Raw genomic sequence first — 19,439 nt, forward strand, 5'->3', positions numbered from 1 at the left:
ATGTCATGGCGTGCGCGGACCGCGAGCATCAGGAGACGGACGACTTGTGAGCATCCTCAACGAACCCCATGGTGCCGCCACGGCCGAGGACGCCTACGAGCGCGAGGTGCCGCTACGGGGCAGGCAGCCCGGCAGCGTGGTGGTGAAGTGGCTGACGACCACCGACCACAAGACGATCGGCACGCTCTATCTCGGGACGTCCTTCGCGTTCTTCCTGGCCGGTGGCGTCATGGCGCTGATCATGCGCGCCGAACTGGCCCGGCCGGGCCTGCAGATCGTCTCCAACGAACAGTTCAACCAGCTGTTCACGATGCACGGCACCGTGATGCTGCTGATGTTCGCGACACCGCTGTTCGCCGGGTTCACCAACTGGATCATGCCGCTGCAGATCGGGGCGCCGGACGTGGCGTTCCCCCGGCTGAACATGCTGGCCTACTGGCTGTACCTGTTCGGCTCGCTCATCGCGGTGGGCGGCTTCATCACCCCCGACGGCGCGGCCGCCTTCGGCTGGTTCGCCTACTCCCCGCTGACGGACGCGCAGCACTCGATCGGACTCGGCCCCGACCTGTGGATCATGGGGCTCGCCCTCTCCGGCTTCGGCACCATCCTCGGCTCGGTCAACTTCGTCACCACGATCATCTGCATGCGCGCCCCCGGCCTGACCATGTTCCGCATGCCGATCTTCGTGTGGAACGCGCTGCTGACCGCGGTCCTGGCCATCATGGTGTTCCCGGTGCTGGCCGCCGCCCTGTTCGCCCTGGAGGCGGACCGCCGGTTCGGCGCCCACGTCTTCGACGCGGCCAACGGCGGAGCCCTGCTGTGGCAGCACCTCTTCTGGTTCTTCGGCCACCCCGAGGTGTACATCATCGCGTTGCCGTTCTTCGGCATCGTCAGTGAGATCATCCCGGTGTTCGCCCGCAAACCGATGTTCGGCTACATGGGCCTGATCGCGGCCACCATCTCCATCGCCGGCCTGTCCGCGACGGTGTGGGCGCACCACATGTACGTGACGGGCGGCGTCCTGCTCCCCTTCTTCGCCTTCATGACCTTCCTGATCGCCGTGCCGACCGGGGTGAAGTTCTTCAACTGGATCGGCACGATGTGGAAGGGCAGTCTGTCCTTCGAGACACCCATGCTCTGGGCGGCCGGCTTCCTGGTCACGTTCCTCTTCGGCGGACTGACCGGCGTGATCCTCGCTTCCCCGCCGATGGACTTCCACGTCTCCGACTCGTACTTCGTGGTGGCCCACTTCCACTACGTGGTCTTCGGCACGGTCGTTTTCGCGATGTTCGCGGGATTCCACTACTGGTGGCCGAAGTGGACCGGCAAGATGCTGGACGAACGCCTCGGCAAGATGACCTTCTGGACCCTCTTCGTCGGCTTCCACACCACCTTCCTGGTCCAGCACTGGCTGGGCGCCGAGGGCATGCCGCGCCGGTACGCCGACTACCTGGCGGCCGACGGCTTCACCACCCTGAACACCGTCTCCACCATCGGCTCGTTCCTGCTCGGCCTGTCGATGCTGCCGTTCCTCTACAACGTCTGGAAGACGGCCAGGTACGGCAAGCCGGTCGCCGTCGACGACCCCTGGGGCTACGGCCGCTCCCTGGAGTGGGCGACCTCCTGCCCGCCCCCGCGGCACAACTTCGTCACCCTCCCCCGGATCCGTTCGGAATCCCCGGCGTTCGATCTGCACCACCCCGACATCGCGATGCAGGAGCACGAGCACGCGATCCCGGCGCGGCCCGACCGGGGACAGGGGTGAGCGGTCCGCCGAGGCAGGGGACCGAGGACGCGCTCGCCAACGAGGTCGAGGGCTACCTGCTCTGGCAGGCCCGCATCGCCGAGGCGGAGCAGCGCGCACGGGAGTTCACCGGGCCCCTGGAGTGGCTGACGACCGCGCAGCGCGAGGAGATCGAGCACCGCTACACCGCCGACGCCCTGGCCCGCTCCCGCGCCGACCTGGAACGCATCGCGGCCCGCTGCAGGTCCCTGCGCGCCGAGTACGAGGGCCGCTACCGGGAGCTGAAGCGCCGCTGCGTGGCCGTGGCCCTCGCGGTGTGCGCGGGCTGCACGGCCCTGGCGACGCTGCTGCTGCTCCTGTGAGCGTCCCTCACGCCATCCAGAAGAACACCGCCGTCATGCGCTTCTCCTCCAGCGTGCTGCCGCAGTAGTCCGTCGCGCTGTGGACGAGGTTGGCGTTGTAGAGGAGGAGGCGGTTGTACTTGTGGGGGACCCGGACGTCCTCCTCGAAATGGTCGGCGGGGACGAACCGCGTGCCGAGGGCCTCGACGAGGTTGTTGTGCGGGGCCTGGACGATGTTGCCGCCGAGCCGGCCGCCGGGCAGTGACTGGCGGTAGAAGGCGGTGCCGCAGTTCTTGGGGACACCGGGGTTCAGGTACAGCACGGCGGCGTACCGGCACAGCGCGCGGGAGTCGGTGTGCGGGCGGGGCTCGCTCTCGCCCGCGCCGACCACCTGCACGCAGTTGTGGTTCAACGTGCCGCCGCCGGGCGCCTGTTGCACCCAGAGCTCCTTCGCCCCCGTGGCCTTCTTCACCAGGCCCTCGATCACGGCGAGTTCGGCGGGTTCCAGGCCGGGCATGGCACGCAGACCGGGCCAGGTCTCGGAGGTGTACGGGTAGCCCTCGACCCAGTCGTCCTTGGCCAGGCACCGCTCCCGTACGGCGTCCACCTCGGGCAGGACGTCGTCGAAGACCCAGTAGTCGCGGCCCCTGGTGGGCTTGCGGTAGGGCAGGACGGGCAGCGCCGCGGGCATTCTCGGGGTGGGCTGTGGGGGCATGCGGCGAATCTATGCCAGCGTTTCGTCTCGCTTCTCCCCAGGAAGGGTCAACTCCTCTTTACCCGCTGCACAGATACAAATCTTTGCCCGCCGCACCGATACGAACGGCCCCCGCGTGCGTACTGCTGTGCGTCCGAACCGCCCTGCGCCGACGTCGTGGGCGGGATCCACGACCGGGCAGGAGGCACGGTGCGCTTTTCGCGGAACGCGACGGGAACGCTCTTCGTGGGTGGTGCGATGGCCATGACCCTCGCGGCACTCGCCTACCCGAGCATGCTCGGTCTGACCAAGGTCACCACCGCGCAGGACCGCGTCATCGCCAACACCCAGTGGGGGCCGCTCACCGAGCAGGACCGGGACTTCGTGGTGAAGGTGCGCGCCGCCGGCCTGTGGGAGTACCCGGTGGGGCAGATGGGCCTGCAGAAGGGCACCACACCGTCGGTGATCACGGCCAGCAAGCACCTGGTCGACGGGCACGCGGCCCTGGACACCACCTGCCGCAAGATCGCGCCGATGCTGAACATCACGCTGCCCAACCTGCCGAGCCCCCAGCAGCAGGGCTTCGTCAGCCAGTTGAAGGCCGACAGCGGCAGGAAGTTCGACAGCGACTTCGCCAACATCCTGCGGATGACGCACGGAGCGATCTTCAACACCATCTCGAAGATCCGCTCCACCACCAAGAACTCCCTGGTGCGTGCCCTCGCCGACCAGGCCAACGACACCGTGCTGGACCATATGACGGTGATGGAGAAGACCGGTCTGGTCGACTTCGACCAGACCATCTTCCAGCAGACGACCCCGCCCAAGCTGCCCGACTCCGACCTGACCCCGCCACCCCCGGCCGCCGGTCAGCCGGAGGTGGTGCTCACCCCGCCGCCGAACCCCACGTCGACACCCGTCGACCTCAGCGGGCTGACCGGCGGGGGCGGCGGCACGAACGCGAGTCCGGGGCCGAGCCCGACGGCGGGCTAGGCGAGCCAGACGGTCGTGTCCGGAGGCAGAGTCCGGCTGTCGGACAGCGGCGTACTGGCCAACAGCACCTCCCCCGGCGGCAGCGGCGCGGCCACCCCGCCGAGGTTGGTCACGCAGCGCCAGGCCTCCGCGCGGCGGAAGTCCAGGACACCGGCGGGGGCGTCCGGTGTCCAGGTCAGCGTCTCGCCCTCCAGCAGCTTGCGGCGCAGCCGCAGGGCCGTGCGGTACAGCTCCAGGGTCGAGCCGTCCGCCCCCGTCTGGGCCTCGACGGCGTACGACGCGAAGGACGGGGGCTGCGGCAGCCAGGCGGCGCCCGGCCCGAAGCCGTAACTGGGCCCGGTCGTCGTCCACGGCAGCGGCACCCGGCAGCCGTCGCGGCCCTTGCGGACATGGCCGGTCTGCTCCCAGATCGGGTCCTGGAGCACCTCGGTGGGCAGGTCGGCGACCTCGGGCAGTCCGAGTTCCTCGCCCTGGTAGAGGTACGAGGACCCGGGCAGCGCCAGCATGAGGAGGGTCGCGGCGCGGGCCCGGCCGAGACCCGTCCCGGGGTCGATCGCGGGGGCCCGGCCGCCGGAGAGCAGCCAGGCCCCCGGGTCGGTGCCCGGCGGGAGCATCAGGCGCGAGGCGTGGCGTACGACGTCGTGGTTGGACAGCACCCAGGTGGCGGTGGCGCCGGCGGCCCGGGCGGTGGCCAGCTCGTCGGTGATGACCCGGCGGAGCTCGTCGGCGTCCCAACGGGCCTCCAGGTACTCGAAGTTGAAGGCCTGTCCGAGTTCGTCGGGGCGGGCGTACAGCGCGCGGCGGGGGCCCGGGACCCAGGCCTCGGCGACGGCGGTGCGCGGCGGGCGGTAGGCGTCGAAGACCTTGCGCCAGTCCCGGTAGATCTCGTGGACCTCGTCGCGGTCCCAGTACGGGTGGCTGCCCGGCGCGACGAGCGGCAGGGCCTCCTCGCCGGTGGCGCCGATGTTCCCGATGTCCCGCAGGGGCTCGGCCAGGTCCTTGGCGAGGCCGTGGGCGACGTCGACGCGGAAGCCGTCGACGCCCCGGTCGGACCAGAAGCGCAGGGTGGTGCGGAAGTCGGCGCGGACGTCCTCGTCGTCCCAGTTGAGGTCGGGCTGTTCGGGGGCGAAGAGGTGCAGGTACCACTCGCCGTCCGGGGTCCGCTTCCAGGCGCTGCCGCCGAACACGGACTGCCAGTCGGTGGGCGGGAGTTCGCCGTGCGCTCCCCGGCCGGGGCGGAAGACGTAGCGCTCGCGGGCCCGGGAGCCGGGGGCGGAGCGCAGGGCCTCCTGGAACCAGGGGTGCTGGTGCGAGGTGTGGTTCGGGACGATGTCGACGAGGACCTTCAGCCCGAGCCGGTGCGCCTCGCCGACCAGGGCGTCGAAGTCGTCCAGGGTGCCGAGGCGGGGGTCGACGTCCCGGTGGTCGGCGACGTCGTAGCCGCCGTCGGCCAGTTCGGAGGGGTAGAAGGGGCTCAGCCACAGGGCGTCGACGCCGAGACCCGCGAGGTGGTCCAGGCGCTGGGTGATGCCGCGCAGATCCCCGAGTCCGTCGCCGTCGGCGTCGGCGAAGCTGCGGGGGTAGACCTGGTAGATGACGGCCTGGCGCCACCAGTCGGGGTTCCTGGAGGAGAGGTCCGGGGAGCGGTCAGCCATACGGGATCCCTTCGGGGGGTGGACGACGACACAGGGAATCTGTCCACATTGCCCGGAAAAGGAACCTTCAGCCGGTGCGCCGGACCCCGGCACGCCAGGTCCTGTCGTCACATTCCCGTCGTCCGCCCGGAGGGCGGGCCGCGCGGCGTCAGGTGCGTGCTCTCGGCATGCCGGGCCCTGACCCTCGTACTGGACGTACTTGGGTCTGGGGCCGGTGCGGCGAGAGTGCGTGCATGGCGTCGCGAGGCAGGCGGGAATGTGACGACAGGGCCTAGGGCCGCTCCACCGTCTCCAGGTACAGCTTCACGTAGCGGTCCACGTCGACCGCCAACGCCACGTCCACCAGGGCCTGTTGGCGTCTGCCCTCGTGGATCTCGGACTCGCCGGGGCGGGGCCGGCGGTCGACGACGGTCTGGCCCCGGGCCGGGCCGGGAGCCAGGACGACCTCGACCGGCAGCAGTCGGGTGGTGAGGCCGGCCGGGTCGGCGACCGCGCACACCGCGCCCGCGTCGCCGAGGCCGCCCGCCTCCTCCGCCTCCGGGGCCTCGCCCTGTGCGGCCGGCCGGTGGGCGAGGAGTTCGCCGGCCAGGCGGGTGCCTGGGTCGCGGCTCCGCCGCAGCCGGTGGACGTCCGGGGCGTCCACGACCACCTGCATGAAGACGTCGAGGCCGTACATGGTGAGGGGCACCCCGGCCGTGAGCAGGATCGCCGCCGCCTCCGGGTCGTGCCAGACGTTGAACTCGGCGACCGGCGTGGCGTTCCCGACGGCCACCGCGCCGCCCATGAAGACGATCCGCTCGATGTTGCGGGTCACCTCCGGGTGGGTGCGCAGCAGCAGGGCGATGTTGGTCAGGGGCGCGGTGGGGATCAGGGTGACCGGGCGGGGGGAGGCCAGGATCTCCCGGCGCAGGAGCGATACGGCGTCCAGCTCGGACGCCGTGCGCTTCGGTGCGGGCAGGCCCAGGTCGCCCATGCCGTCGGAGCCGTGCACGTGCTGCGCCGACCGGGCCGGTTCGAGCAGCGGGCGTTCGGCGCCCCGGCCCACCGGGATGTCCGGGGCGCCCGCCTGCTCCAGCACGGTCAGGGTGTTGCGGACCACGCCGTCGACGTCGGTGTTCCCGGCCACGCAGGTCACCGCCCGCAGATCGAGGCCCGGGTGGCGCACGGCGAGCAGCAGGGCGAGGGCGTCGTCGACCCCGGTGTCGCAGTCGATGATCACGGGGATGGGCTGACCGGTCACGGCGGACTCCTTCCGTCAGGCCGACCTTAGATCAGTGCAGAGCAGCACGGTCACTCCCACAGGGCGGTGCCGCGTGCGGCCACCCGTGCGGCGATACGGGACAGCAGCGCGGGCACCGGCAGTTCGCCCGGCCTACGGCCGTCCCGCAGCCGTACGGCGGCCAGGCCCGCCTCCGCCTCACGGGCGCCGATCACCGCCTGGTACGGCACCAGGCGGGCGGCGCGGATGCGGGCGCCGAGGGTGCCCTCGGCGGGACCGGCCAGTTCCGCCCGCAGGCCCAGCTCCAGGGCCTGCCGGACGACCGCCGCCGCCCGCTCCTCCTGCTCCTCGGCGACCGGCAGCACCACCAGCTGGACGGGCGCCAGCCAGGCCGGGAAGGCACCGGCGTGCGCCTCGATCAGGTGGGCGACGGCCCGCTCGACGCTGCCGATGATGCTGCGGTGCACCATGACCGGGCGGTGCCGGGCGCCGTCCGCGCCGATGTAGTGCAGGTCGAAGCGGGCCGGCTGGTGGAAGTCGATCTGCACGGTGGACAGGGTGGACTCGCGGCCGGCCGGGTCGGCGATCTGCACGTCGATCTTCGGGCCGTAGAAGGCGGCCTCGCCCTCCGCCTCCTCGTAGGCCACGCCGGAGGTGTCCAGGACCTCCCGCAGCAGTTCGGTGGCCCGGCGCCACAGCTCCGGATCGGCGACGTACTTCCCGCCCGCACCGGGCAGCGACAGCCGGTGCCGCACGGCCTCGATGCCGAGGTCGGCGTAGGCGCGGGCGATCAGCTCCAGCGCGGCGCGGGCCTCCTCCACGGCCTGATCCAGGGTGCAGAAGATGTGGGCGTCGTTGAGCTGGATGGCGCGGACGCGGGTCAGGCCGCCGAGGACGCCGGAGAGCTCGGCACGGTACATGCCGCCCAACTCGGCGATGCGCAGCGGCAGCTCACGGTAGCTGTGGGAGCGGGAGCGGTAGATCAGGGCGTGGTGGGGGCACAGGCTGGGCCGCAGCACGACCTCCTCGGAGTCCTCGCCGCCGGGTTTCATGGGCGGGTACATGTCGTCGCCGTAGTGGTCCCAGTGGCCGGAGATCTCGTACAGCTCCCGTTTGCCGAGCGCGGGCGAGTACACGTGCCGGTACCCGGCCCGGCGTTCGGCCTCGCGGATGTACTCCTCCAGGGTGTGCCGTACGACCGCGCCGTCCGGCAGCCAGTACGGCAGGCCCGCGCCCATCAGCGGGTCGGTGTCGAACAGGCCGAGCTCGCGGCCGAGGCGGCGGTGGTCGGGCAACGAGTCGTTCATGGCGGGTCTCCTCCGCTGCGGGAGGCGAACGCCCACGGCACGCGCAAGCCCCGGGGCGTTCGCCCCGGGGCTTCGATGCTGGTCAGGTGTCAGCGCGCCGGGACGGTCTCCGGCGTCGTCGTGCTCTTCGGGCACTGGTGGGCGCGCTGCATGGGCCGACCATAGCAACCGCCGAAGCACCGGGTCGAGGCGATTTCCGCGGGCCGCCGACCCGGGCCCGGCGGGCCGTTCACCCGGATCCGGCCGGCCGCTCACCCGGACCCTGCGGACCACTCACCCGGACGGACCGGAGCGCTGGTGGGCCGGTCGGGGCGGTGGTGCCGTGAGATCAGGCACTTCCTCAGCCGACCCCGACCAGCCCCCACCGGCCCGCAGCCCAGGAGGCACCCTCAGCCCAGGAGGCACCCTCATGACCGACGCGATACGCCCCCGCGGCCTCCGGCTCTGGCTCACCGTGGCCGGGCTCCTCGCCATGGGCGGCTGCGCGGCCCTCGGTCTGAGGCAGCCGGACACCGCGACCCCGCCCCTCCCGACGATCGACAAGCCGTCACCGACGTCGAAGGCGTCCCCGCGGGCCGACGGCTCCACCCTCACCGACGAACAGGCCCAGGCCGCACTCCTCAACGAGAACGACCTCGGCGCCCCCTGGACGGCGACGGGCGGGGCGGCCACCTGGCGGGACCAGTTGCTGAAGGCCACCACCTCGGCCGGTGCGTGCCAGCGGCTGCTGGACGCCCTGTACACCGACGAACTCCTCGGCGGCCCCGCCCGCGTCGCCGTCGGCCTGGACGACGCCGACAACGGCGCCCAGCTGCGCTACCAGATCGCCGCCCGCCGCCCCGCCGATGTGAACGCGGCGCTCGCCTGGCTGAAGACGATGCCGGCCGACTGCGCGCGGTTCACGGCCACCACGCAGACCGACATCACGGAGGACGTCCAGGTCGGCGACGCCCCGCTGCCGCAGGTCGGGGACGCGCGGCAGGGCCTGCGGGTCACCGTCGCCGCCACCGACCGCGACGGCCGGCACGCCCTGCTCACGCTGGACGTGGCCGCCGTCCGGGTCGGCCCGGACGCGTTCGCCCTCACCAACGGCGGCCTGGGCGACGTACCCAACGACGCGACCCAGGCCGCCGTCCAGATCGGCGCCCTGCGCCTGGCGGACATCCGCAGACAGGGAAGGGCGCAGGTCTGAGCCGCACGCCCGTCACAGCGGTGGCTGGGCCGGTGCCGGGCCCAGGGTCGTCGTGCCCGGGGTCGTGCGGTGGCCGAGGCCGGTGCGGTAGGCGTCCAGGGCGGCCTCGACACGGCCCGCGCGGCGCAGCAGGTCGCCGAGGAGGCGGCACAGGTCGGCCAGGTCTCCGGCGGCGCCCGCGCGTTCCAGCAGGCTGAGCGCGCGTACGTAGTGCTCCTCGGCGGCCTCGGTGTCCCGGGCGTCCTCGGCGATGATGCCGAGCAGGCGATGGGCCGCGGCGGCGTGGACCGCGCCGCGCTCGGAGGAGAAGTCGCCGAGGACGCCCTCCAGGAGTACGGCGGACTCCTCCGGCCTGCCCCGGCGGTGCAGCACGTCGGCCAGTTCCACGGCGGCCTGGCTGCGGTACAGGGCGGCCCGGCTCTCCGAGAGCATCGTGTACGCCTGGCGCAACTCGTGCTCGGCGCGCTCCAGTTCGCCGTTCTGGGCGCAGACGTAACCGCGCATCCAGTGGCAGTTGGCCAGCTCGGTGCGCAGGCTCAGCCGGCGGTACAGCTCGGCCGCCTTGGCGAGGGAGGCGTCTGCCTCGGCGACCCGGCCCTCGGCGATCAGGGTGCGGGCCACCGAGCGGTGCATCCGGGCGATCAGCGCGGGGTCGCCGGCCTGCGGCGCGAGCGCGAGGGCGAACTCGGCGGCCTGGGCGGCGCGGGCGTGCGCGCCCATGTCCATGTACGGGCCGATCACGCTGGCGTAGAGCAGCAGCAGGGCGTCGGGGTCGTGCAGTCCGCCCCGGTTCAGCTCGTCGAGGGTGGACTCCAGGAGGTAGACGGCGTACCGGAGTTCACCGGCGAGGTAGTGGGCGACGGCGCGGCCCCGGACGGCCGGTACGCGCACCGGGAGCGACTCGTCCGCGAGGTGCGCCTCGGCGCGCTCGAAGGACTCCCGGGCCCGCTCCAGCTCGCCCGTCTCCAGCGCGCATTCGCCGAGGCCGAGCAGCGCGGTGGCCTGCTCGGCGCGCAGCCCGTGGATCTCCGCCTCCGCGAGCAGCGCCGCGTACTGGCCGGCCGCCTCCTCGGCCCTGCCGTCGGCGAGGACCCGCTGGGCCTCGGTGAGGCGCAGGCGCAGTTCGGTGGCGAGGTGGGCGGGGCGGCCGACGGCCAGCTCCTCGAAGGCCACGCCGAGCCGGCCGGCGATGTGCCGCAGCGCCTCGTCGGAGGCCCGTACCCGGCCCGCCTCCACCGTGGAGATGTAGGCGGGCGTGTAGGCGGGCTCCGCCAACTGCCGCTGGGTGAGGCCACGTCGGGTGCGCAGCTGCTGCACGCGCCGCCCTATGACCGCAGGGTCGTCCCGTTCCCGCATGACCTAGGTCCCCCAACTCCCTTGGTGCCCCTTGCCGTTCGGCCCGTCCAGCCCCTAGGTTAAACGGCGGATTAAGTCTGCTTAACAGGTCGCTGTTGTGTTGCGAGGTCGCCGTGCCCGGACGTACATCCGCACCCTACGGAAACACCACCGCACGCAGGGCCGTCGCCGCCGCGGTGATCGCGGCGACAGCCCTGATCCTCGCGGCGAACGCGGGCCCGGCCCGGGCGGCGGAGCCCGGACCGGGCGCACGGGCACAGCAGGCGATCAGCATGTCCAGGTAGCCCGGATCGCCCCGGGATGCCCGAGGCACGCATCCGCCCTAAGCTCCTCATATGCCCCCCTCATCCCATCGAGGGGCTCCCCGGCCCCGGTGGGACGACGTCATCGCGCTGTTGACCGCGGCAGTGCTGGCACTCTCCCTGTCCGTCTGGGCGCCCGCACGGGCCGCAGCGCGGCCTCCTGGCGGTTCCGTGGACTGCCGTAAGGCGAAGTGCGTGGCTCTCACCTTCGACGACTCACCGAGCGCGCGCACCCCGCAGCTCCTGGACATCCTGCACCGCTACCGCGTGCACGCCACGTTCTTCACCCTGGGCGAGCACCACGTCGTGAGATATCCGGGGACGGTCAGGAGGATGGCCGCCGAAGGCCACGAACTGGAGACCCTCACCTGGTCCCACCGGATCCTCACCCGCATCAGCCCGGCCGACGTGCGCAAGGAGATCGTCCAGGGCCGCGACGCCGTGGCGAAGGTCATCGGCCGCCGACCGGTCCTGCTGCGCCCACCGCAGGGCCGCACCGATCCGGCCGTCACCGCCATCTGCCGGAAGCTCGGCACGGCGCAGGTCCTGTGGAGCGCCGGCGCGTCCGACTACCGGACGACCGACTCCGCGCTGATCACCGCCCGGATCCTGGACCAGACCCGTCCCGGCGGGATCATCCTGCTGCACGACCTGGTGGACCCCACGAACCGCGGGTACAACGGAACGATTCCCGCGGTCCCCCGCATCATCTTCGCCCTCCAGGACCGCGGCTACACCTTCGTCACGGTCACCCAGCTCCTCGCCCCGGCGAAGCCCCGGCCGGGCGCGATCTACAGGTGAGCGGCGCCCAGGCCACGGACGGCCACGTGGGTTCAGCCGTGCAGCCAGGAGCAACGACCAGGCTCCGCACAGGTGGGGGTGCCGGCGAAACCACCGGAGGCCTACGCTCCCGCCATGACCTCTGCCGCCGCCCGCACCGCCCTGGACCTGACCTCCGACCTCCCGGTGCCGGACCTGGAGGACCTCTACCGCGACCTGCACCGCAACCCCGAACTGTCCCTGCGCGAGCACCGCACTGCCGGGAAGCTCGCCGAGCGGCTGGAGCGGGCCGGGTTCGAGACCGCCCAGGGCGTCGGCGGTACCGGGGTCGTGGGCCGGCTGGCCAACGGCGACGGGCCGACCGTGCTGCTGCGGGCCGACATGGACGCGCTGCCGGTCCAGGAGGCCACCGGGCTGGCGTACGCCTCGCAGGCCGACGGGGTCATGCACGCGTGCGGGCACGATCTGCACGTCACCTGGCTGACCGGCGCCGCCGGGGCACTGGCCGCCGGGCGGGATACCTGGCGGGGCACCCTGCTGGTGGTGGGCCAGCCCGCCGAGGAGAGCGGCCAGGGCGCGGCCCGGATGGTCGCGGACGGGCTGTACGACCGCTACGGCCGGCCGGACGTGCTGCTCGGGCAGCATGCCGCGCCCGGCCCGGCGGGCCTGTACCCGCACTCCCCGGGGCTGATCATGTCCGCCGCGACCGACGTGGACATCGTGGTGCACGGCCGGGGCGGGCACGGTTCGCGTCCGGAGGCGACCGTGGACCCCGTGGTGACCGCCGCCTACCTGGTCACCCGCCTGCAGACGGTCGTCTCCCGGGAGGTCGCCGCCGGTGAGTCCGCCGTCCTCACCGTCGGCCGGATCGAGGCCGGCACCCGGCACAACATCATCCCGTCCGAGGCCCGCGTCGCGCTGAACCTGCGCACCCAGTCCGAGGAGGTACGGCAGCGGATGCTGGCCGCGATCCGGCGCATCGCGCTCGGCGAGTGCCTGGCCGCCGGCTGCCCGCGGGAACCCGGCATCACCATCGGCAACACCTTCCCGGTGACCGTGAACGACGCGCCCACCGACGCCACGGTGGCCGCCGTGCACGGCGAGGTCTTCGGCGCGGGCACGGTGTTCGACCCGGGCCCGGCGATGGGCAGCGAGGACTTCCCCATGCTGGCCCTCGACGGCGCCATCCCGTACTCGTACTGGTTCGTGACGACCACCCCGGCCGAGGTGTGGGACAACGCCCCCGGCGACACCTTCCCGGAGAAGTTCGCGGCCGTGCCGAGCAACCACAGCCCGCACTTCGCGCCGGACCTGTCGGTGATCGCCCCCGGCGTCCGCACGCTCGTCTCCGGGGCCCTCGCGCTGTTGCCGGCGGCGTGACCCGAACGCCTACGGGGCCGCCTGGAGCTGGCGCAGCTGCCGCTGGACGTTCTCCAGCGCGCCCCGCTGGCGGCCCGGCACCCGCAGCCGCAACTCCGCGAGCGCGGAGCCGAGTTCGCGGGCCTGCGCCGCGTCCGTGATCCGGCCCCACTGGTGGTGCGCCCGGTCCACGGCCGCCTCGACGGCCGGTGAGTCCGCGGCCTGCCCCGCAGCCAGCCGTACCCCGGCCACCGCGAGCCAGGCCCGGCAGCTGCGCACCGCGTCCCCCGCGAACATCGCGAGGTCCGCCCGTACTTCGGCCCAGTGCAGGGCCGCGTCGGAGGCCGGCCCCTGGGCACCCACGGCAAGCTGCTCCTGCTGAGCGGCCAGCGCATCGGCCTCCCCGTGCCGCCCGTCCTGCACCGCGGCGCTGATGGCGGCGTGGGGGTCCTGGCCGACGAGCACGGAGTCCCGCCTGCCGGCGGAGGGCTGCTGTCCGAGGCCGGGCAGGGCCTGCCGGACGGGCTGCGAAAGAGGCTGGTCGGTGGGGAACGGGGGTCTGGGGGCGGAGCCCCCGGCAATGGCCAGCACCAGGTCCCGGCCCGCACTCGCCTCCGCGATCCGAGTCATCGCCTGCTCGTGCAACTGCGCGAGCGGCGGCCTGTGCCCGCTCCTCAACAACGTGGCCACGGCCTTCATGTACGCCGGCTCGGCCACCCCCCGCCGCCCGGCCCCCGGCGCGACACGACCGTAGACGGCGGCGTTCGCACCGCAGTCCAGCCCGCGCTCGGCGACGTACTGCCACGCCTCCGCATCCCCGTGCAGGTCCAGGACCAGCGCCGTGTCCGCGGCGGAGCGCAACCGCAGTTCCTCGCGCACCCAGTGCCAGGGCAGCGCGGTGTAGCGGACCGTCGCCGCGGTGGTGCGCGCCAGCGCCAGATGCGGCAGCCGCTGCCGCCGGTCCAGCTGCAGCTGGCCGGCGATGTACAGGGTCAGCGGCCCCGGCGCGGCCGCGGCGGCGCGCAGCCGGGTCAGTACGGCCTGCGGCTCCAGCGGGTCGGCGAGTTCGACGACGTTCGCGGTGTCGGTGCCGGACAGCACGGCGGGGGCGACGGCCGCCAGCACCGGCAGCACACCGGCCGCGTCCACCAGGCGCCCCCGGCCCAGCGGCGAGGCCGCGAGCAGCAGCACGGTTCCGGGCACAGGTCCTCCCCCTCTAGCCTCTCCAGCCAGCACCGTAACCGCTGCGGCTGCAAACGCGCGCCTCAGGACGGCACAGGAAGGGGTCAGAACCGCAAACGTCCCCCTTCGTCGTCTTGGTCGTCTTCGCCCGCCGCCTGCGGCATCCGCCGCACGGCGAACACCGTGGTGTCGTCGACCAGTCGGCCGTCGCAGTGCCGCAGGACGCCGTCGCGGATCGTCCGGACCAGCAGCCAGGGGTCGGCGGGGCCCGCCCCGGCGGCGACCGCGGGCCCGAGCTCGTCGGCCAGCGGATAGAAGCCGCCCCGCCGGTCGCGGGCCTCGGTCACCCCGTCGGTGACCAGCAGCAGCGTCTCGTCGGCGGCGAACGGCACCCGGTGCACGGGCGGCAGGCCGCCCCCGAGCTCGCCGAAGCCGAGCGGCAGCCCGTCGCCGCTGGGCAGCTCGCGGACTCCGCGCGGGCCGACGGCGAGCGGGGCCTCGTGGCCGAAGTTGACGACCTCGATGGTCTCGGGGGAGTCCTCGGGGAAGCCGATCAGCACGGCGGTGGCGAACCGGTCGCCGTCGTCGCGGCCGAGGGCGGTGGTGTGCCGGCGGTGCCGCAGCATCCGGGTCTCCAGGCGGTCGGCGACGGTGGCGAGGTCCTTCTCGTGGTAGCCGGCCTCGCGGAAGGTGCCGAGCAGCGCGGCGGCGGTCTCCACCGCCCCGAGCCCCTTGCCCTGCACATCGCCGACGAACAGGCGGGTGCCGTGCAGGCCGGGCTGGATGTCGTAGAAGTCGCCGCCGACCCGGGCCTCGACGTCGGCGGCCAGATACACCCCGGCGTGCTCGAGCCCGGCCCAGCGCGGCGGCAGCGGGCGCAGCACGGTACGACGGGTGGTCTCGGCGATGTCCTGGATGTGCAGGGTCTGCCGCTCCTTGCGCAGGCGCGCGGCGCAGGCCACCACGGCCAGCGTGCCGCCGAGGGCGACCAGCACGAAGTCGCCGAGTCCGGCCTGGTACTGGCCCGGCCAGGCGCTGTCGACGACGACGTACGTCACCACCGCCAGCACGGCGAAGACGGCCGTCGTCCACACCCCGCAGATCGCGGCGGCCGTGCCGGGGACCAGCACGATCCAGGTGATGATGCGGAACCGTTCGGTCGTGTTGAGGTCCAGCAGCACGATGCCGACGAGCAGCAGCAGGGGCGGTACCCAGGCGACGTTCCGGCCCCGCGCGCGCAGCAGCTGGCGCCGCCGGCCGTACTCCATGTCCGTCACGGCGGGCAGCCCTCCAGGTCTCTCGGCGTCTCCCAGCGAAACACGGGAGAGAACCCGCCGCATCCGGGCACCCGTCACCCTCCTGGCCGACTTGCCGGGCCCTGCCCGCAGGTGTGCTCTGGAAGGCGGGGGCGAGGAGCGAGAGGAGTGCTCTCATGGCTCAAGCGGCACCCGCGCCCGGCGGCATGGCCCGCCCCGGTGGCAGGGAGATCGGAACACGGACCGCCGGTGGGCGGGCCCGTCCGCCCGACGTCTTCGACGCGCGCACCCACCGCGTCGCCCACTTCGCCGTCCCGGTCGTACTGGGCCTGATCTACGGCTACTGGGTCGCGGCCGACGCCCGCCAGGGCGGCCCCATCACCGGCGGGAACCTGCTGCTCGGCTGGCTCAGCGCGCTGGTGTTCGCGGTGGTGTCCATCGCCCTGCTGAGGCTGGCGCCGCGGATGCCGCGGGAGCTGCACGCGCTGCTGTGGTCGGCGTTCGCCGGCATCGCGTTCGGCTTCCTGTACATCCAGACACCGCACTCGGTCTGGCGGGCCGTGATGATGTCGCTGCTCATCGCGGGGTGCACCTTCGGCGCGTTCTTCTACCGCTATTACACGCGCGAGGACGCCTTCGGGCACCGGGTCCGCTGACCCGCGTCGGAACCGGGCCGGAGAGCGGAAGCAGGGGCAGGCGTGGGCGTGGGTCCCGGGCGGGCCGGGGCCCACGCCTCCCCCGTGTTCCCCACTTCCCTCACCCCGGCCCTCCTCCCCCAACACCAGGAAACACCCGTTCGGGTGAACCCTCCACCGGAGGTCGCGGTCCCCGGTTCCGCCCAGGAGTGCCCCAGTTCCGCCAACGGGCGCGGGCCTTCGCCCGAATGCACCCGCCCCGCTCGCGTCCGCGCCCCGCAGGCCGTTGCCTGGAAGCGTGCCCCCACGTCTCAGGAGCGCCCTGTCGGCCGTACTGCTCGCCCTGACCTGCCTGCTCGTGCCGTTCGGCGCGCTGGCGGCCTGGGCGGCGTACGGCCTTCTCGACACGGGCCGGTACGTCACCACGATGGCACCGCTGGCCGCCGACCCGAACGTGCGGGAGGCCGTCGCGGACACGGTCGGTGACGGCATCCTGCGCGCGGTGGACCAGCATCTGCACGTCCGCCCGGCTGGGGGCACCCCCTTCGCGGGAGGATCCGTCCGCCCGTTCGTGCGCGACGTGGTCCGCTCCTTCACCCAGACCGAGGCCTTCCGGCTGGCCTGGGACACCGGCAACCGGGTCACCCACGACGCGGTCCTGCGCGCCCTGCGCGAGAAGGGGGACGACGGTGCGGCCGGGCGGCCGGTCACGGTCGACTTCGCCCCCGTCGCCGACCAGGTCAAGCGTCAGCTGGCCCGGGACCATGTGCCGCTCGCCGCGCGCATCCCGGTGGAGCACACCGCGGTCTCCGTGCTCCCGGCCGGCCAACTGGCCTCCTTCCGGAAGGGTTTCCACGTGCTCGAACTCGCCCGTTTCTGGCTGCCGGTGGCGGCCGTCGCCTTCGCCGCCACCGGGATCGCCCTCGCCGTCCACCGCCGCCGCGCCGTCGCCGCGACCGCGCTGGGCACGGCCCTGGGCGGCGCACTGCTCGCCCTCGCGGTGACGGTCGGCCGCGGCCTGACCCTCGCCGGCCTCCCCGCCGACGTCCCCCACCCGGCGGCCCGCGCGGTCTACGACGCCCTCACCGGCACCCTGCGCACGGCGGCCTGGCTGCTGCTCGGCCTGGGCCTCACGGTGGCGCTGACCGCATGGCTGACCCACCGCCTGCGCCCGATCCGCCCCGCCGCCCCGCCCGGTGCCGGCCCCGGCCCGGACCCCGACCCGGGCCCACGTCCGACGCGCATCCGGGCTACCACCGCCGTCGTCCGTCCCCAGCCTGTGGATGACGGCGCGGGTTGAGCGGGGCCGCGGGCCGTCCGTGCCGCACCCTTCAACGACACGCCCCCTTCCGCTCAGCCCGAACCCCTCCACCGCCGCTGGCCTCGGGCCGGCCGGAACGAACCGGTGATAATGGCCGCATGGCGCGCGAGTTCCCCATCGGCCTCACCCCTCCCGACTGGCTGGTCCGGAACCTCCGCCCCCAGCAGGCCCCCGTCAACAAGGCCGCCGCCGCCCGTGCCGCCGTCGCGATGGCCCTCCCCCTGGCGGTCGGCCTCGCCACCGGCTACCCGGCGTACGGCGCCCTCGCCTCCATGGGCGCCCTGTCCGGCGTCATCGGCGACACCGCCGACGCCTACCGCATGCGCATCCTCAACATCGCCGTCCCGCAGCTCTTCGGCGCGGTCGGTGTGACGCTGGGCGCGCTGGTGTACGGCCACGGCTGGTACGCGGTGGCCACGGTGACCGGCATCGCCCTGCTCTCCGGCATGATCTCGACGATCGGCGCGGTGGCCTCGGTCTCGGGTCTGCTCCTGCTGCTGAACTGCGTGGTGGGCGCGGGCCTCCCCCTGCCGCGCCCCTGGTGGCTGGCCCCCGCCCTGATGACCGGCGGCGGCCTCCTGGTCCTCCTCCTCGCCCTGCTGGCCTGGCCGTTGCGCTCGGGCGTGCCCGAACGCGCGGCGGTGGCGGCCACGTACCGCACGGTCGCCGCCCTCCTCGCCGTCTCCGGCACGGACCGGACCGAGGCCTACGACGAGGCCCGCCACTCGGTCACCCAGTCCCTCAACCAGTCCTACGACCTGATCCTGGCCCGGCGCGCCCGCCACCACGGCCGCAGCCGCGAACTCACCCGACTGCTGGCCCAGTTGAACGCCATCACCCCGGTGGTGGAGGCGGCCCCCGCGGCCCACCTGGCGCGCCGCCCCCTGCCGGACCGGATCCCGGAGGCGGTCCACCACCTGGCCCGTGCGGTCGAAACGGGCCGCGCGGACCCGGTGGCCCTGGACCTCCCCGTGCCGACGACGGAGACGGCCCGAGCGGTGGACCACGCCCTGCGCCACACCGCCGAGGTGGTGACGGCCCCCGACGTGGATCCCCGCGGCATCGACGACCGCCTGGGCCGCCCGGCGGCGCTGGGCATCCGTACGGCTCGAGCGGCCCGCAACGTCGTACTCTCCGCCAACTCCTGGCGCTACGGCCTGCGCCTGGCGGTCTGCATCGGCATCGCGCAGGCCCTGGTCTCGCTCATCCCCGTCCCCCGCTCCTACTGGGTGGCCCTGACGATCACCTTCGTCCTGAAGCCCGACTTCGGCTCGGTCTTCTCCCGCGCCCTGCTGCGCGCCCTGGGCACGGTCGCGGGGCTGGTGATCGCGGCGGTGGTCCTGGCGGAGGTCCCGCTGGGCTGGTGGGACGTCCTCGCGATGCTGCTCCTGGCCCCGCTGATCCCGGTGCTGACCCCCCGCGGCTACGGCTACCAGACCGCAGCCATCACCCCGGTGATCCTCCTCCTCTCGGACATCCTGAACCACCAGGGAACGGCCCTGCTCCTGCCCCGCCTGACGGACTCGCTCCTCGGCTGCGCGATCGCCCTGACCGCCGGCTACCTGCTCTGGCCGGAGAGCTGGCGCACCAGGGTCGGCGACCGCCTGGCCGACGCGGTGGCGGACACGGCGCGCTATGTGGAGACGACGTTCGCCGCCGACGGGGACCCCGCCGCCCGGGCCCGCATGCGCCGCCGCCTCTACCGCGACCTGTCGGTGATCCGTACGGAGTTCCAGCGGGCCCTGACCGAACCCCCGCCGACCGGCCGACGCGCCGCCGCGTGGTGGCCGCTGGTCGTGGCGGTGGAACGTATCGTCGACGCGACGACGGCCGCCCGCGTCCGTGTGCGGCACGGGGCACCGCCCCCGGCCCAGGCCGAGATCGCCCAGGTCGTCCTGCAGCTCAGGGAGCTGTCGGAGGGCGTCCGGGACGCGGAAACCCTCACGCCGGTCCGCACGGATCTCACCGGCCCCGCGGGCAGCGTCCTGGAGCCCCTGCGACAGGAGGTCGCGGCGGCCCGGGCGATCGCTTCCCCCCACTGAGCGCTTCGCTAACCTTACGTGTCCGTCCTGGCCAGGGATCGACGTGGATCAACTCACGCGA

17 protein-coding genes are annotated in these 19,439 nt (G+C 73.4%); 9 read left to right on the forward strand and 8 right to left on the reverse strand.

Annotated features, from left to right (window positions below; translation table 11 throughout):
* Positions 1 to 46 precede the first annotated feature (46 nt).
* Entirely contained in the window at positions 47 to 1,765 is a 1,719-nt protein-coding gene (gene ctaD, locus ACFYZB_RS24970; protein WP_388762484.1) for a cytochrome c oxidase subunit I, read from the forward strand.
* Entirely contained in the window at positions 1,762 to 2,106 is a 345-nt protein-coding gene (locus ACFYZB_RS24975) for a cytochrome C oxidase subunit I (protein WP_388762487.1), read from the forward strand. Before ctaD ends, ACFYZB_RS24975 begins: the two co-directional genes overlap by 4 nt.
* Before the next feature lie 7 nt (positions 2,107 to 2,113).
* On the opposite strand, the gene ACFYZB_RS24980 is transcribed toward ACFYZB_RS24975, so the two are convergent.
* Positions 2,114 to 2,800: a DUF6445 family protein gene (locus tag ACFYZB_RS24980; protein WP_388762489.1), complete on the reverse strand. Its 687-nt coding sequence runs from the start codon at positions 2,798 to 2,800 to the stop codon at positions 2,114 to 2,116.
* A 243-nt stretch (positions 2,801 to 3,043) separates the two neighbouring features.
* On the opposite strand from ACFYZB_RS24980, the gene ACFYZB_RS24985 reads away from it, so the two are divergent.
* Positions 3,044 to 3,772 carry a DUF4142 domain-containing protein gene (locus ACFYZB_RS24985; protein WP_388762681.1) on the forward strand — a complete coding sequence of 243 codons (729 nt, stop codon included), beginning with the start codon at positions 3,044 to 3,046 and terminating at the stop codon, positions 3,770 to 3,772.
* Here ACFYZB_RS24985 and ACFYZB_RS24990 read toward each other — a convergent pair.
* From ACFYZB_RS24990 to thrS, 3 genes are all read right to left on the reverse strand, one after another.
* Positions 3,769 to 5,427 carry a glycoside hydrolase family 13 protein gene (locus tag ACFYZB_RS24990; RefSeq protein WP_388762491.1) on the reverse strand — a complete coding sequence of 553 codons (1,659 nt, stop codon included), beginning with the start codon at positions 5,425 to 5,427 and terminating at the stop codon, positions 3,769 to 3,771. The two genes, ACFYZB_RS24985 and ACFYZB_RS24990, sit on opposite strands and share 4 nt — an antisense overlap.
* Positions 5,428 to 5,698: 271 nt before the next feature.
* Positions 5,699 to 6,667 (reverse strand): nucleoside hydrolase, encoded by a 969-nt coding sequence (locus ACFYZB_RS24995; RefSeq protein WP_388762493.1) that lies wholly within the window; start codon positions 6,665 to 6,667, stop codon positions 5,699 to 5,701.
* Between the two features lie 50 nt (positions 6,668 to 6,717).
* Positions 6,718 to 7,953, reverse strand: coding sequence for a threonine--tRNA ligase (gene thrS / locus ACFYZB_RS25000; RefSeq protein ID WP_388762495.1), 1,236 nt, complete (start codon positions 7,951 to 7,953; stop codon positions 6,718 to 6,720).
* A gap of 409 nt (positions 7,954 to 8,362) precedes the next feature.
* On the opposite strand from thrS, the gene ACFYZB_RS25005 reads away from it, so the two are divergent.
* Positions 8,363 to 9,145, forward strand: coding sequence for a hypothetical protein (locus tag ACFYZB_RS25005; RefSeq protein WP_388762497.1), 783 nt, complete (start codon positions 8,363 to 8,365; stop codon positions 9,143 to 9,145).
* 12 nt (positions 9,146 to 9,157) lie between these two features.
* Here the strand turns inward: ACFYZB_RS25005 and ACFYZB_RS25010 are convergent, their stop codons facing one another.
* Positions 9,158 to 10,501 carry a tetratricopeptide repeat protein gene (locus ACFYZB_RS25010; protein ID WP_388762500.1) on the reverse strand — a complete coding sequence of 448 codons (1,344 nt, stop codon included), beginning with the start codon at positions 10,499 to 10,501 and terminating at the stop codon, positions 9,158 to 9,160.
* 136 nt (positions 10,502 to 10,637) lie between these two features.
* Complete coding sequence (locus ACFYZB_RS25015; RefSeq protein WP_388762503.1) at positions 10,638 to 10,814, reverse strand: hypothetical protein; 177 nt, start codon at positions 10,812 to 10,814, stop codon at positions 10,638 to 10,640.
* 22 nt (positions 10,815 to 10,836) lie between these two features.
* On the opposite strand from ACFYZB_RS25015, the gene ACFYZB_RS25020 reads away from it, so the two are divergent.
* Positions 10,837 to 11,604, forward strand: coding sequence for a polysaccharide deacetylase family protein (locus ACFYZB_RS25020; protein ID WP_388762506.1), 768 nt, complete (start codon positions 10,837 to 10,839; stop codon positions 11,602 to 11,604).
* 114 nt (positions 11,605 to 11,718) lie between these two features.
* Positions 11,719 to 12,963 carry an amidohydrolase gene (locus ACFYZB_RS25025; protein WP_388762509.1) on the forward strand — a complete coding sequence of 415 codons (1,245 nt, stop codon included), beginning with the start codon at positions 11,719 to 11,721 and terminating at the stop codon, positions 12,961 to 12,963.
* A gap of 9 nt (positions 12,964 to 12,972) precedes the next feature.
* On the opposite strand, the gene ACFYZB_RS25030 is transcribed toward ACFYZB_RS25025, so the two are convergent.
* Both ACFYZB_RS25030 and ACFYZB_RS25035 read right to left on the reverse strand, forming a co-directional pair.
* Positions 12,973 to 14,145 carry a hypothetical protein gene (locus tag ACFYZB_RS25030; RefSeq protein ID WP_388762512.1) on the reverse strand — a complete coding sequence of 391 codons (1,173 nt, stop codon included), beginning with the start codon at positions 14,143 to 14,145 and terminating at the stop codon, positions 12,973 to 12,975.
* An 83-nt stretch (positions 14,146 to 14,228) separates the two neighbouring features.
* The gene (locus ACFYZB_RS25035; RefSeq protein ID WP_388762683.1) at positions 14,229 to 15,392 is read right to left on the reverse strand and encodes a PP2C family protein-serine/threonine phosphatase; all 1,164 of its coding nucleotides are present in this window, start codon (positions 15,390 to 15,392) and stop codon (positions 14,229 to 14,231) included.
* 164 nt (positions 15,393 to 15,556) lie between these two features.
* Between ACFYZB_RS25035 and ACFYZB_RS25040 the strand changes: the two genes are divergently transcribed.
* The 3 genes from ACFYZB_RS25040 (at position 15,557) to ACFYZB_RS25050 (ending at position 19,378) form a co-directional block, all read left to right on the forward strand.
* The gene (locus ACFYZB_RS25040; protein WP_388762515.1) at positions 15,557 to 16,036 is read left to right on the forward strand and encodes a hypothetical protein; all 480 of its coding nucleotides are present in this window, start codon (positions 15,557 to 15,559) and stop codon (positions 16,034 to 16,036) included.
* Between the two features lie 277 nt (positions 16,037 to 16,313).
* Complete coding sequence (locus tag ACFYZB_RS25045) at positions 16,314 to 17,315, forward strand: hypothetical protein (protein ID WP_388762518.1); 1,002 nt, start codon at positions 16,314 to 16,316, stop codon at positions 17,313 to 17,315.
* A 119-nt stretch (positions 17,316 to 17,434) separates the two neighbouring features.
* Positions 17,435 to 19,378, forward strand: coding sequence for an FUSC family protein (locus tag ACFYZB_RS25050; RefSeq protein WP_388762520.1), 1,944 nt, complete (start codon positions 17,435 to 17,437; stop codon positions 19,376 to 19,378).
* Positions 19,379 to 19,439: the final 61 nt, after the last annotated feature.

The sequence above is a fragment of the Streptomyces sp. NPDC001852 genome, assembly GCF_042891825.1.
GTDB lineage: Bacteria > Actinomycetota > Actinomycetes > Streptomycetales > Streptomycetaceae > Streptomyces.